Here is a 13,247-nt window from a genome sequence, read left to right on the forward strand (position 1 = left end):
AGCGCATTCTATGCGAGTCGGGCCCTGAGGACAAATCGAATCTGCCCCGAGCGGCGTACGCGGGGCGTCACGCATGCGAACGGATGCGCCCGCAACGCCTATGCGCCGGTCTGTGCGGCCGACAGCTTGCGATACTGCACATCGAGCCGCGCCACTTGTGGTGCCAACGCGTCGGGTGGACCATCGTTGTCGATCACATCGTCGGCCACGGCCAGCCGCGCGGCGCGCGTGGCCTGCTTCTGCATGATGGCCTGAACCTGCTCGCGCGTGAACCCGTTGCGTGACATCACGCGCGCCACCTGGGTCTCCTCGTGGCAATCAACCACCAGCACGCGGCCAACACGCGCGCGCCAGCTGCCCGATTCCACCAGCAGCGGCACGACGTAGATCAGATAGGGATGTTGCCCTGCGGCGCGAATCGCGGCCGCGCGGGATTCGGTCAGCTGGCGGATCAGCGGATGGGTGATGCCTTCGAGCCTGGATTTGGCCGACGGATCGGAAAACACCAGCGCGCGCATCGCGTCACGGTCCATCGCGCCATCGGGCCGCAGGCAACCGCTGCCAAACGCCTGTACGAGCGGCTCGATCGCGGCGCCGCCGGGCGCGGTGATTTCATGGGCAAGCAGATCGGTATCGATCAGCGCGGCGCCGTGCGCGGCAAACATGTCCGCGACGCGCGTCTTGCCTGAGCCGATACCACCAGTAAGGCCGATTTCCAGCATGGGGCAACAGTCGTTCCATTGGCGAATGCCGCCAACGATACCAGCTTTGCGCCGCCGGTCGGCGCGCGTGTGGACCTGGCTAGTGCTGGCTAGCGCTGGCTAGTGGCCGGCCACCAGTCCCAGCGGTAGGACGTCCGGGCCGAAGAACAGCACCAGCAGGCCCGCGCCGGCAATATACGGGCCAAACGGGAACGTGGTCTCGCTGCCCTTGCGCTGGACGAGCAACATTGCGCCGCCGATCACGGCGCCCACGATCGACGACATCAGGATCAGCGCCGGCAACGCCTGCCAGCCGAACCAGGCCCCCAGCGCGCCCATCAGCTTGAAATCGCCGTAGCCCATGCCTTCGCGGCCGCGCACGAGCTTGAAGACCCAGTAGACACTCCACAGCACCAGGTAGCCGGCCGCCGCACCGATCACGGCGTCGGCCAGCGGCGCAAACCACCCCTGCAGGTTCAGCAGCAAGCCCAGCCACAACAGCGGCAATGTGATCTGGTCTGGCAGCAACTGCGTATCGGCATCGATCATGAACAGTGCCACCAGCGCCCAGATCATGGCAATCGCCGCCAGCGCCTGGACGGTCGGGCCGAAGTGCCACATTGCCAGCGCGCTGAGCACGCCCGTCACGGCTTCCACGAGCGGGTACCGAATCGAGATCGGCGCCTTGCACGACGAGCACTTGCCGCGCAGGAACAGATAGCTGATGACTGGAATGTTTTCCCAGCTGGCAATCCGGTGCCCGCAGTGCGGGCACGCCGAGCGGGGCACCATGAGGTTGTAGCGCGCGGGATGCGGCAATGGCTCGCCGCGGACTTCGGCAATGTAGTTGGCCTCGTCGTAATCCATCATCTTCGGCAGGCGATGGATCACCACATTGAGGAAACTACCCACCAGCAGGCCCACCAGGCCGGCCGCCGCTACCAGGAAAGCCGGCGGCAGGGCCGCCAGCGTTGCCAGGGTGGCGGCGCCACCTGGTCCGAATACAGCTTGCATGCGTCACACCATCCGTCGTTAGACCACCTGGCCCAGCTTGAAGATCGGCAGGTACATGGCCACCACCATGCCACCGATCAGCACCCCCAGGATCACGATGATCAGCGGCTCGATCAGGCTCGAAATGGCCGCCACGGCATCGTCCACCTCGCGCTCGTAGAACTCGGCCACCTTGAGCAGCATGTTGTCCAGCGCACCGGATTCCTCACCGATCTGGGTCATCTGCAGCACCATGTTGTCGAACACGTGCGTGGCCTGCATGGCGTTGGTCAGGCTGGTACCGATGCGCACGGCCTGTTCGATTTCGCGGGTCGCGTCATAGTAGAGCCAGTTGCCAGCAGCACCGGCCACCGATTCCATCGACTCCACCAGCGGCGTGCCCGCCGCGAACATGGTGGCCAGGGTACGGGTCCAGCGCGCGATCACGGCCTTGCGGAACAGGCTGCCGAAAATCGGCATCTTCAGCAGTGCCTTGTCATGCCAGCGCTGCACTTTCTCCGATGTCTTGCGCGCGCGGAAGTAACCGATGATTGAGAAGACCGGGATGCCGATGATCAGGTACCAGTACTCGACAAAGAAGTCCGACATGCCGATCACGACCTGGGTTGGCGCGGGCAGGGCGGCGCCAAAGCTCGAGAACACGCCCTTGAAGGCCGGGATCACGAAGATCATCAGCACCACGGTCACCGCGAAGGCCACGGTCAGCACCGCGATCGGGTAGATCATCGCGGACTTGATCTGGCTCTTCAGCGCGATGCTCTTTTCCATATAGAGCGACAGCCGCTCTAGCAGCGCATCGAGAATACCGCCTTGCTCGCCGGCGTCGATCAGGTTGCAGTACAGCGTGTCGAAGTACTTGGGCTGGCGCCGGAACGCCGTGGCCATGCTGCTGCCGGCCTCGATATCGAAGCGGATGTCATTGAGCAGCTGCGTGAAATTCGGGTTGGCGTGGCCGCGCGCGATGATGTCGATCGACTGCAGCAGCGGAATGCCCGCCTTGAGCATGGTCGACAACTGGCGCGTGAAATACGCAATGTCCTTCTCGGTAATCTTCTTGCCGCGCGCCGCCTTGCGCTTCTTCATCTTGACGACGGTCAGGCCCTGCTTGCGCAAGGTGGCCGTGACCTCGGCCTGGCTCTCGGCGCGCTGCTCGCCCTTGAACGCCTTGCCCTTGCGGTCCTTGGCTTCCCACTCGAAGATGTATTGCGTGGGCGCTTTCCGCCCTGATTTGGCCCGTGACGGCGCTGCCGTCCGGGCGCTCGCCGCTGGTGCGCGCGTCGCCATGATATGACCCCCGACTATGACAATTTATGACTATTGTTTTTGCGTCGCCGGCATGTCGATGCTGGCGCCGTTCGCGCGGCCTTCCCGTTCGCAGTACTGGCCCGGCCGCGCGCCTGGTCAGTCCCGTTTCAAACCGTCTTCTGTATTGCCTGTTGCGTGTTGCGTGTTGCCTGTTGCGCTAGTTATTCGTAGTCGCCAATACCTCTTCCAGCGACGTGACGCCCTGCTTGACCTTCTTCAGGCCGGCTTCGCGCAACGATAGTACGCCATCCTTGCGGGCCTGTTCGGCAATCTGCAGTGCGGTACCGTGCGACAGGATGATCTGTTGCATGGCTTCCGTGATCGGCATGACCTGGTAGATACCGCAGCGGCCCTTGTACCCGCTGCCGTTGCAGCGCTCGCAGCCCACCGGGTGGTAAGGCTGCCAGCTTCCATCGGTATCGGCCTCCGTGAAGCCCGCGTCGATCAGCACCTGCGGCGCCAGCTCGCCCGCGCGCTTGCAGGTGCAGAGCCGGCGCGCCAGCCGCTGTGCCGTGATCATCAGCACTGACGACGCGATATTGAACGGTGCCACGCCCATGTTCATCAGGCGGGTCAGCGTGGTAGGCGCATCGTTGGTGTGGAGTGTGGACAGTACAAGGTGGCCGGTCTGCGCGGCCTTGATCGAGATGTCCGCGGTTTCCAGGTCGCGGATTTCGCCGACCATGATGATGTCCGGATCCTGCCGCAGGAACGACTTGAGCGCCGCCGCGAAGGTCAGGCCCGCCTTGTCGTTGACGTTGACCTGGTTGATGCCCGGCAACTGGATTTCCGCCGGGTCTTCGGCCGTGGAAATATTGATGTCGCCCTGGTTCAGCATGTTCAGGAACGTATAGAGCGACACGGTCTTGCCGCTGCCGGTCGGGCCGGTCACCAGCACCATCCCGTAGGGGCGCTTGATGACTTCGAGCAGCAATGCCTTCTGCTCGGGCTCGTAGCCAAGCTGGTCGATATCGAGCTTGTCGGTCGACGAATCGAGAATCCGCATCACGATCTTCTCGCCAAACAGCGTGGGCAGTGTCGAGACGCGGAAATCGATGGCCTTGTCGATCGTTTCCTTGCTGTCCTTGTCCTTGGGGACCGAGATCAGCAGCTTCATGCGACCGTCCTGCGGGACGCGCTTCTCAGAGATGTCCAGGCGCGACAGCACCTTGATGCGGGTGGCGACCTTGTCGCGGATGTCGAGCGGCGGGCGGGCAACCTCCTGCAGCACGCCATCTACGCGGAAGCGGATGCGATAGAAGAACTCGAACGGCTCGAAGTGAAGGTCCGAGGCGCCACGATTGAACGCTTCGTTCAGCAACTTTTGCAGGAAGCGCACCACGGGCGCGTCGTCGATCTCGTTGCCCGGACCCTTGCGTGCCGCGGCAGCGGCGCTCGGGTCGTACTCGATCATTTTCTGCGCGGTAGGGGTGACCGGCGACACGTTCTTGAGCGTGCCGATCGCTTCGCCAGCGGACCGTACATGCTTCATGAGCTTGTCGTGCTCGACCACCACCGTTTCCACCGGCAGGTTGAACTTCTGGCGGATGACCTCGACACCGGCCTGGTTGGCCGGATCGGACATGGCGACGAGCAGCCGGTTTTCACGCCGGCCCAGCGGCAGCAACCGATGCGCGTGGAACTCGCGATTGCCCGCCAGCGCAGGCGGCACGCGGTTGAGGTTGTATTCGGACAGGTCGAGCAGCGGCAACTGGTACTTGTCGGCGGCGAAGATCGCCACGTCGTGCGCGGACATCGTGCCACTGCCGATGATTTCGTCGATCAGCTGAGTCTTCTTTTCCCGCGCAGATTGTTCCAGCTGGGCAAGCAGCGCTGGCGCGATCCGGCGGCTCTGGGCAAGCGCGAGGCCTAGTGTCATGGCGAAATACTGTGCAAGGTGCGCAGGCTGCCGGTGGGGTGACAACAACGGCGGGCGGCGCGGTTGACTGCGGCGGGATCGTGCGGGGCGAGGGTCCCGGATCGAGGCAGTTTGCCGCCGGGGTCACTTTTTGTAAAGCCAGCCCGCGCGCGCGTTGGCGTTTGCGCGACACGGCTGCAACCCTACTTGCGCGGGGGCGGGGTTCCGGTGCTAGGCGATGGGTGTTCTGGGTGCGAGGAGGGGGGCGAAAGAGAAAGGACATTCGCAATGCGCCGCCCCAAAGCAAAAAGCCGAATCAAGTTTCCTTGATTCGGCTTTTCTGAAATCTGGTCGGGGTGAGAGGATTCGAACCTCCGGCCTCTACGTCCCGAACGTAGCGCTCTACCAGGCTAAGCTACACCCCGATTTCTCTCGCTGCCTGATTAAGCTTCGTCAGCAGCAAAGAAGAAAAGTTTAACAGCGTTTCCAGCGGATGGGAAGGCCTGCCTCAAGAAAATGCATGCGGTGCCGTCGCACTTGGCCAGCTTCTTCGTCAGCTCTGGCGTTGCAGCGAGAACTCGCACAGTTCGATCAGCGTGTTCTTGAGCGGTGAATCCGGGAATTGCATCGCGGCCTTCTCGGCGGCTTCGGCTTCGCGTTGTGCGGCGGCGAATGTCACATCGAGCGCGCCGCTGGCGTGGATTGCCGAGAACACCGCGTCGAAATGCTCGGTGCCGCCTTGCACGATGGCATCGCGCGCCAGTTCGCGCTGCTCGCGCGTGCCATGCTCCATCAGGTGCAGCAGCGGCAGTGTGGGCTTGCCTTCGCGCAGGTCGTCGCCGGCATTCTTGCCCATCTGCTCGGCGCTGGCCGTGTAGTCGAGCATGTCGTCGATCAGCTGGAACGCGGTGCCGATGCGGCGGCCATATTCGGCGGCGGCTTCTTCCATGGTGGCGTCGGCGCCGGCCAGGACGGCGCCGAGTTGCGACGAGGCCTCGAACAGCTTGGCAGTCTTGTAGCGGATCACCTGCAGGTAACGCTCCACGGTGACGTCAGGGTCGTGCATGTTCAGCAGCTGCAGCACTTCACCTTCGGCAATCACGTTGGTGGCGTTGGAGAGAATCTCCATGATGCGCATGCTGCCGGCTTCCACCATCATCTGGAAGGCGCGCGAATACAGGAAGTCGCCCACCAGCACGCTTGCCGCATTGCCGAACACCGCGTTGGCGGTCTGCCGGCCGCGGCGCAGTTCCGATTCATCGACCACGTCATCATGCAGCAGCGTGGCGGTGTGGATGAACTCCACCACCGCGGCCAGTTCGTGATGGCGATGTCCCTCATAGCCGAATGCGCGAGCGGACAGCAGCAGGATCACCGGGCGCAGGCGCTTGCCGCCGGCGCCGATGATGTACTCGCCGATCTGCTCGACCAACGGGACTTCCGACGACAGGCGTCGGCGAATGACAGCGTCAACGGCGCGCATGTCGGCAGCGACCGGGGCAAGCAAGGCAGTGGCGGAAGACTGGGACAAGATCAGATCACCGTTTCGCAAAACCGGAGGATTATATGCGATGCGCGTGCGCGTATGACGGTCGGCAAGCGCGGTTGGAAGGGAAACTCTGGGTTTCGGGGCATGCGGCGGCACACCTATAATGCGGGCATGGACAAGCCCACCGTATCTCGCCGGCATGTCCGCCGCACCGCCCTGTGGGTGGCTTTTGCCGCCCTGGCCGGGTTCCTGCTGGCCGACTTGACCTGAGCTTCGCGCACCGCTGGGTGCGTTACCCGCCGCAGCGCTGCCTTCGGCAGGTATCTTGTTGTTTCCTTTGCGATTTTCCGTAAACCGGTCTATAATCGCCGGTTCTTTCGGTCGCGTTCTCTATGCGCACCGTCTGCGGCGCATGAAACGGCGCCGGCTCCGGGTTTCCGGGGCAGCATTCATCGTTTCAATCAATACATCGAGAGGTTCGACAATGTACGCGGTCGTAAAAACCGGCGGCAAGCAATACAAGGTTGCTGCTGGCGAAAAACTTAAAGTAGAACAGATACCGGCTGACATTGGCGCAGAAATCACGCTGGACCAGGTGCTCGCAGTGGGCGCCGGCGACCAAATCAAATTTGGTACGCCGCTGGTTAGCGGGGCTTCCGTCAAGGCTACCGTTATCGCCCAAGGTCGTCACGACAAGGTGAAGATCTTCAAGATGCGCCGTCGCAAGCACTACCAGAAGCGTCAGGGCCATCGTCAGAATTACACCGAACTGCGCATCGAAGCCATCGTTGCCTGAGCATTGCTCGGATACAGGCTTTTAACGCAATAGGTCAACAGGAGTAAGACATGGCACAGAAAAAGGGCGGCGGTTCCACGCGGAACGGCCGTGATTCGGAATCGAAGCGTCTGGGTGTGAAGGTGTACGGTGGCCAGGCCATCAACGCCGGCGGCATCATCGTTCGTCAACGCGGCACGCGCGTTCACGCTGGCGACAACGTGGGTATCGGCAAGGACCACACGCTGTTCGCTCTGGTGGACGGCCACGTGCAGTTCGCCGTCAAGGGCGCTGCCAAGAAGCAGCAAGTCAGCGTCGTTCCGGCGGCCTGATAACAGCCTTTGCAGCATGAAGGCCCCGCATACGCATGCGGGGCTTTTTTCATTTGAAAACGCTACCAAAACGATGCTGGCATCGTTGCGCGGCCTTGCCGTACCATTCGTACTGTCACCGGCCCGCACGCCTGTCCAGAGCAGCCTTGCCTCGTTCTGGTAGCGTTTTCGGTCAGCCCCGGGCTTGCCGAAATCACCACGGAAAACCAACATGAAGTTCATTGACGAAGCCCGTATCGAGGCGATCGCCGGCAACGGCGGCAACGGAAGCGCTTCAATGCGGCGCGAGAAATTTGTGCCCTTCGGTGGCCCCGACGGCGGTGACGGCGGCCGCGGCGGCAGCGTGTTCGCGCAGGCCGACCGCAATATCAATACGCTGATCGACTTCCGCTACGCCAAGAAGCACGTGGCCAAGAACGGCGAAAACGGCCGTGGCGCCGACTGCTACGGCGCCGGCGGCGAGGACATCACGCTGCGCATGCCGGTGGGCACGCTGATTGCCGACATGGATACCGGCGAAATCATCGCCGACCTGACCGAACACGGCCAGGTCGTGTGCCTGGCCGAAGGCGGCATGGGCGGCTGGGGCAATCTCCATTTCAAGTCCAGTACCAACCGCGCGCCGCGCCAGCAGGTCGACGGCAAGCCGGGCGAGCGCCGCATGATCAAGCTCGAACTCAAGGTGCTGGCGGACGTGGGCCTGCTGGGCATGCCCAACGCGGGCAAGTCCACGTTCATCTCGCACGTATCGAACGCGCGACCCAAGGTGGCCGATTATCCGTTCACCACGCTGCATCCAAACCTGGGCGTGGTCCGCGTCGACCATGAGCAATCGTTCGTGATTGCCGACATTCCCGGCCTGATCGAAGGCGCGGCCGAAGGCGCCGGCCTGGGTCACCAGTTCCTGCGTCACCTGCAGCGCACCGGGCTGCTGCTGCATATCGTGGATCTGGCGCCGTTCGACGAAAACGTGGATCCGGTGGCGGAGGCCAAGGCCATCGTCAACGAACTGAAGAAGTACGACGAGACGCTCTACGACAAACCGCGCTGGCTCGTGCTGAACAAGCTCGACATGGTGCCCGATGACGAGCGTGCCGCCCGGGTGAAGGATTTCATCAAGCGCTACAAGTGGAAGGGGCCGGTGTTCCATATCTCGGCGCTGACCGGCGAGGGCTGCCGCGAACTGATCTACGCGATCAAGGACCACCTGGCCGCGCTCAAGGCTGAAGAGGCCGCCGCGCTGGCCGAGCCCGATATCCGCCTGGACGACCGCCTGCACAACGTCGATCGGGACGATACCCAGGCGTAGCCCAGACATAATTCCGCACAATAACCACGGCTCCCGGAGACAGGAAACTCGCCATGCAATCGGTCATCGCCCAGGCAAAACGTATTGTCGTCAAAGTGGGTTCGAGCCTGGTTACCAACGACGGCAAGGGGCTGGACCACGACGCCATTGCGCGCTGGGCCGCCCAGATTGCCAAGCTGCGCGGCACGGGCAAGGAAGTGGTGCTGGTAAGTTCCGGCGCGATTGCCGAAGGCATGCAGCGGCTGGGCTGGGCGCGCCGGCCGAAGGAAATCCACGAGCTGCAGGCCGCCGCGGCTGTCGGCCAGATGGGGCTGGCGCAGGTGTACGAGAGCCAGTTCGGCCGCTACGGTATCCGCACCGCGCAGGTGCTGCTGACGCACGCCGACCTGGCGGATCGCGAACGCTACCTCAATGCCCGCTCCACGCTGCTGACGTTGCTGTCGCTGGGCGTGGTGCCGATCATCAACGAGAACGACACCGTGGTCACCGACGAAATCAAGTTTGGTGACAACGATACGCTTGGCGCGTTGGTCACGAACCTGATCGAAGGCGACGCGCTGGTGATCCTGACTGACCAGCGTGGCCTGTACACCGCCGACCCGCGCAAGGATCCCAACGCCGAATTCGTGCACGAGGCGCTGGCCGGTACGCCCGCGCTCGAGGCGATGGCCGGCGGCGCAGGCTCGTCCATTGGCCGTGGCGGCATGCTGACCAAGATCCTGGCGGCCAAGCGCGCGGCAAAGTCTGGCGCGCATACCACCATCGCTTCCGGGCGTGAGCAGGATGTGCTGGGTCGCCTGGCTAACGGCGAGGCCATCGGCACGCAGTTGCTGGCGCCCACGGGCCGGCTAACCGCGCGCAAGCAATGGATGGCTGACCATCTGCAGCTGCGTGGCCGGGTGGTGATCGACGCCGGCGCCGTGGAGAAGCTGACTGGTGGCGGCAAGTCGCTGTTGCCGATCGGCGTCACGGAAGTGCAGGGCGAGTTCGCGCGCGGCGAAGTGGTTGCCTGTGTCGATGACGCCGGACGCGAAGTGGCGCGTGGCATTACCAACTATTCGAGCGCGGAGGCACGGCTGATTGCCCGCAAGCCTTCGTCGGAGATCGAATCGGTGCTGGGGCATCTGAACGAGCCCGAACTGATCCACCGCGACAATCTGGTGCTGGTCTGACGTATCAGGCATGAGGAAGCAAAAACGGCGAGTTCCCTTGGGAAACTCGCCGTTTTTATTTGCCGATGCCGTATCGGCTGGCCATCAGATCATCAGACGATCAGTTCATCAGGTCAGCGGCTCGGCGCGTACGCCTTGAGATCGTAGATCAGCTTTGCCGGCTTGCCCGCCACGGTGCGACCGTCGCAGAAGTAGTCCGTCGCCAGCGTTGCCGCGTAGGCATTGCGGGCGCGGGTCGGCATGCGTTGCCACAGATCGCGGTCCTCGCCCAGGTTCGGTACCCAGGCCGAGGCGCCCTTCGGCAGGGTTGCATAGATCCGTCGTTCGAACGCATCGCAGCGCATCCCTTCGTAGCTGACGTTGCGGCCGCCGCCATCGCTGGTGATGACCACGGTATAGCGCACGACGTTGTCGGCACCAACCGAAATCGACTTGGGATCCACTGCAAACCGGAAATTCGCGGAATCGTTGACCGTGAACGGAATCAGGTCTTCGTCGCGCGGAAACGCCGGCAGCGTCATCTCGCCTTCCTTGAAAGGCTTGTCCTCGAACGGGTTGAGCCAGGCGCTGTCGGCCTTTTCCTCTTCCACGGGCATGCCCTTGCCGGTGGTCTTGCATCCGGCAAGCGTCAGGCAGGCCATTGCCAACAACAGGCCGGCGCGAATGCCCCGGCCGCTGAAACTAGTCATCAGAACTCCGTTCGGTGGTTGCCGGACAGGCCGGCGAAGCAGGCGATGTGGCCGTCGCTTCCGGCGCGGCCGCCTGCATGGTAGCCGATGCCGCGTATGCGTCGGTCGTTTCCGCGGTGGCAACCGCGGGCTGTGGCGACGGCGCTCGCACGCCGTCACCGTGCCGGCCATGCCCGCCATGGTGGTGGCCGTACGGGCTCAGCGGCACTCGCGTGCGGTTCAGGAAGCGCGACAGTTCGGTCAGCGCCAGCTGGTAGACATCGCGCTTGAACTCGATGACCGCGTCCAGCGGCACCCAGTACTCGCTCCAGCGCCAGGCATCGAACTCGGGGTGGTCCGAGGCGCGCAGGTGGATGTCGCAGTCGCGACAGACCATGCGCAGCAGGAACCAGATCTGCTTCTGGCCTTTGTAATGGCCGCGGATCTCGCGGCGGATGAACTTGTCCGGCACCTCATAACGCAGCCAGTCGCGTGTGCGACCGACAATCCTGACGTGCTCCGGAAGCAGGCCGACTTCTTCTTGCAGCTCACGGAACATGGCCTGTTCCGGCGTTTCGCCGTACTTGATGCCACCTTGCGGAAACTGCCAGGAGTGTTCGCCGATTCGCTTGCCCCAGAAAACCTCGTTACGTGCGTTGATGAGGATGATGCCGACGTTCGGGCGAAAGCCTTCACGATCGAGCATGACTGCACCTCGAATCCTTTAGAATTACGTCGATTATAAAGGATGCGCGCGCGTCGGCCTGTCAGCGGGGATGCTGGTTTTCCCGAGCAAATGGGCAGTTTCAGGCGCGTCCTACCCAATGGAAGCCCATGGCAGCTGCGTGCGTGGTGTGGTCGGAACGACCCGCCGCGCCCGGCCTTACGAGAAAGCAACGGATGAAAGCCTCGCAATTCTTCATTTCCACCCTCAAGGAAGCTCCCGCCGACGCGGAAATCGTGTCGCACAAACTGATGATGCGCGCCGGCATGATCAAGAAGCTTGGCGCCGGCATCTACAGCTACATGCCGATCGGGCTGCGCGTGATCCGCAAGGTGGAGAACATCGTTCGCGAGGAAATGAACCGCGCCGGCGCCGTGGAACTGCTGATGCCGGTGGTCCAGCCCGCCGAGCTGTGGCAGGAAACCGGCCGCTGGGACAAGATGGGCCCGGAGCTGTTGCGCTTCAAGGATCGCCATGAGCGCGATTTCGCGATGCAGCCCACGTCCGAGGAAGTGGTGACGGACATTGCCCGCAGCGATATCCGCAGCTACAAGCAGCTGCCGGTCAACTTCTACCAGATCCAGACCAAGTTCCGTGACGAGCGCCGTCCCCGCTTTGGCATCATGCGTGGCCGTGAATTCACCATGAAGGACGCGTACTCGTTCGACCGCGATACCGACGGCCTGAAGCAGTCGTACCAGAACATGTACGACGCCTACGTGCGCATTTTCGAGCGTTTCGGCCTGGAGTTCCGTGCCGTGGCGGCTGACAACGGCGCCATCGGCGGTTCGGGCTCGCACGAGTTCCACGTGATCGCCGATACCGGCGAAGACGCCATCGTCTACTGCCCCACGTCGGACTACGCGGCCAACATGGAGGCTGCCGAAGCGTTGCCGCTGCTGGCGCAACGCGCCGCGCCGGCCGAGGAACTCAAGCAGACGTCGACGCCCGAGAAGGCCAAGTGCGAGCACGTCGCCGAATTCCTGAACATTCCGCTGGCACGTACGGTGAAGTCGATCGTGCTGGCTACCGACGGCGACGCCGGCACGCAGATCTGGCTGCTGCTGATCCGTGGCGACCACGAGCTCAACGAGGTCAAGGCGTCGAAGGTGGCCGGCCTGGCCGATTTCCGCTTTGCCACCGAAAACGAGATCGTCGATGCATTCGGCTCGCCCCCGGGCTACCTGGGCCCGATCGGCACGAAAAAGCCGGTCAAGGTGGTGGCGGACCGTACCGTCGCCAATATGAGCGACTTCTGCTGCGGCGCCAACCTGCGCGACTACCACTACACCGGCGTGAACTGGGGGCGCGACCTGCCCGAGCCCGAGGTGGCCGACCTGCGCAATGTGGTGGCCGGCGATGTGTCGCCGGACGGCAAGGGCACGCTGGAAATCTGCCGCGGCATCGAAGTGGGCCATGTGTTCATGCTCGGCACCCGCTATTCGCAATCGATGAACTCCACGTTCCTCGATGAAAACGGCAAGACCCAGCCCATGCAGATGGGTTGCTACGGTATCGGCGTGACCCGGATCCTGGGCGCCGCGATCGAGCAGAACTACGACGAGCGCGGCATCATCTGGCCGGCCGCCATTGCGCCGTTCGCGGTGGTGGTGTGCCCGGTCGGCTATGACCGCAACGAGGCCGTGAAGGCCGAGGCGGACCGGATCCATGCCGAACTGCTGGCCGCTGGTGTCGATGTGATGCTGGACGACCGTGGCGAGCGCCCCGGCGTGATGTTTGCCGACTGGGAACTGATCGGCGTGCCGCACCGGGTGGTGGTTGGCGATCGTGGCCTCAAGGAAGGCAAGGTCGAATACCAGGGCCGTCGCGATGCCCAGGCCACCCCGGTGGCCGTGGCCGACGTGGTTGCGCACGTGCGCGGCCTGCTGGCCAACTGACC

Annotated in this window: 12 protein-coding genes and 1 tRNA gene; 5 read left to right on the plus strand and 8 right to left on the minus strand. The window is 63.4% G+C overall.

The window, feature by feature from the left end; genetic code table 11:
• Positions 1-98: 98 nt before the first annotated feature.
• The 6 genes from coaE to ispB all read right to left on the minus strand — a co-directional run bounded on the left by coaE (position 99) and on the right by ispB (position 6,361).
• Positions 99-722 (minus strand): dephospho-CoA kinase, encoded by a 624-nt coding sequence (gene coaE / locus ACO550_RS32195; protein WP_315596400.1) that lies wholly within the window; start codon positions 720-722, stop codon positions 99-101.
• 99 nt (positions 723-821) lie between these two features.
• Positions 822-1,715, minus strand: a complete 894-nt coding sequence (locus tag ACO550_RS32200) for an A24 family peptidase (RefSeq protein ID WP_315596399.1) — start codon at positions 1,713-1,715, stop codon at positions 822-824.
• An 18-nt stretch (positions 1,716-1,733) separates the two neighbouring features.
• Complete coding sequence (locus ACO550_RS32205) at positions 1,734-2,999, minus strand: type II secretion system F family protein (protein WP_315596398.1); 1,266 nt, start codon at positions 2,997-2,999, stop codon at positions 1,734-1,736.
• A 178-nt stretch (positions 3,000-3,177) separates the two neighbouring features.
• Positions 3,178-4,899 (minus strand): type IV-A pilus assembly ATPase PilB, encoded by a 1,722-nt coding sequence (pilB, locus tag ACO550_RS32210; RefSeq protein ID WP_315596397.1) that lies wholly within the window; start codon positions 4,897-4,899, stop codon positions 3,178-3,180.
• 327 nt (positions 4,900-5,226) lie between these two features.
• Positions 5,227-5,303 (minus strand) — tRNA-Pro (locus ACO550_RS32215).
• A gap of 128 nt (positions 5,304-5,431) precedes the next feature.
• Positions 5,432-6,361 (minus strand): octaprenyl diphosphate synthase, encoded by a 930-nt coding sequence (gene ispB, locus ACO550_RS32220; RefSeq protein WP_315596434.1) that lies wholly within the window; start codon positions 6,359-6,361, stop codon positions 5,432-5,434.
• 490 nt (positions 6,362-6,851) lie between these two features.
• On the opposite strand from ispB, the gene rplU reads away from it, so the two are divergent.
• The 4 genes from rplU (at position 6,852) to proB (ending at position 9,955) form a co-directional block, all read left to right on the plus strand.
• Positions 6,852-7,163: a 50S ribosomal protein L21 gene (gene rplU / locus ACO550_RS32225; RefSeq protein ID WP_008647259.1), complete on the plus strand. Its 312-nt coding sequence runs from the start codon at positions 6,852-6,854 to the stop codon at positions 7,161-7,163.
• Between the two features lie 50 nt (positions 7,164-7,213).
• Entirely contained in the window at positions 7,214-7,474 is a 261-nt protein-coding gene (rpmA, locus tag ACO550_RS32230) for a 50S ribosomal protein L27 (protein ID WP_061955320.1), read from the plus strand.
• Positions 7,475-7,685: 211 nt separating this feature from the next.
• Positions 7,686-8,783: a GTPase ObgE gene (obgE, locus tag ACO550_RS32235; RefSeq protein ID WP_315596396.1), complete on the plus strand. Its 1,098-nt coding sequence runs from the start codon at positions 7,686-7,688 to the stop codon at positions 8,781-8,783.
• Between the two features lie 53 nt (positions 8,784-8,836).
• Positions 8,837-9,955 (plus strand): glutamate 5-kinase, encoded by a 1,119-nt coding sequence (gene proB / locus ACO550_RS32240; protein WP_315596395.1) that lies wholly within the window; start codon positions 8,837-8,839, stop codon positions 9,953-9,955.
• Between the two features lie 113 nt (positions 9,956-10,068).
• Here the strand turns inward: proB and ACO550_RS32245 are convergent, their stop codons facing one another.
• Positions 10,069-10,644 carry a CNP1-like family protein gene (locus tag ACO550_RS32245; RefSeq protein WP_315596394.1) on the minus strand — a complete coding sequence of 192 codons (576 nt, stop codon included), beginning with the start codon at positions 10,642-10,644 and terminating at the stop codon, positions 10,069-10,071.
• Positions 10,637-11,329, minus strand: a complete 693-nt coding sequence (locus ACO550_RS32250; RefSeq protein WP_315596393.1) for an RNA pyrophosphohydrolase — start codon at positions 11,327-11,329, stop codon at positions 10,637-10,639. The genes ACO550_RS32245 and ACO550_RS32250 overlap by 8 nt, the downstream gene beginning before the upstream one ends.
• 194 nt (positions 11,330-11,523) lie before the next feature.
• On the opposite strand from ACO550_RS32250, the gene ACO550_RS32255 reads away from it, so the two are divergent.
• Positions 11,524-13,245, plus strand: a complete 1,722-nt coding sequence (locus ACO550_RS32255; RefSeq protein WP_315596392.1) for a proline--tRNA ligase — start codon at positions 11,524-11,526, stop codon at positions 13,243-13,245.
• Positions 13,246-13,247 lie beyond the last annotated feature (2 nt).

This window comes from Cupriavidus sp., from assembly GCF_057315035.1.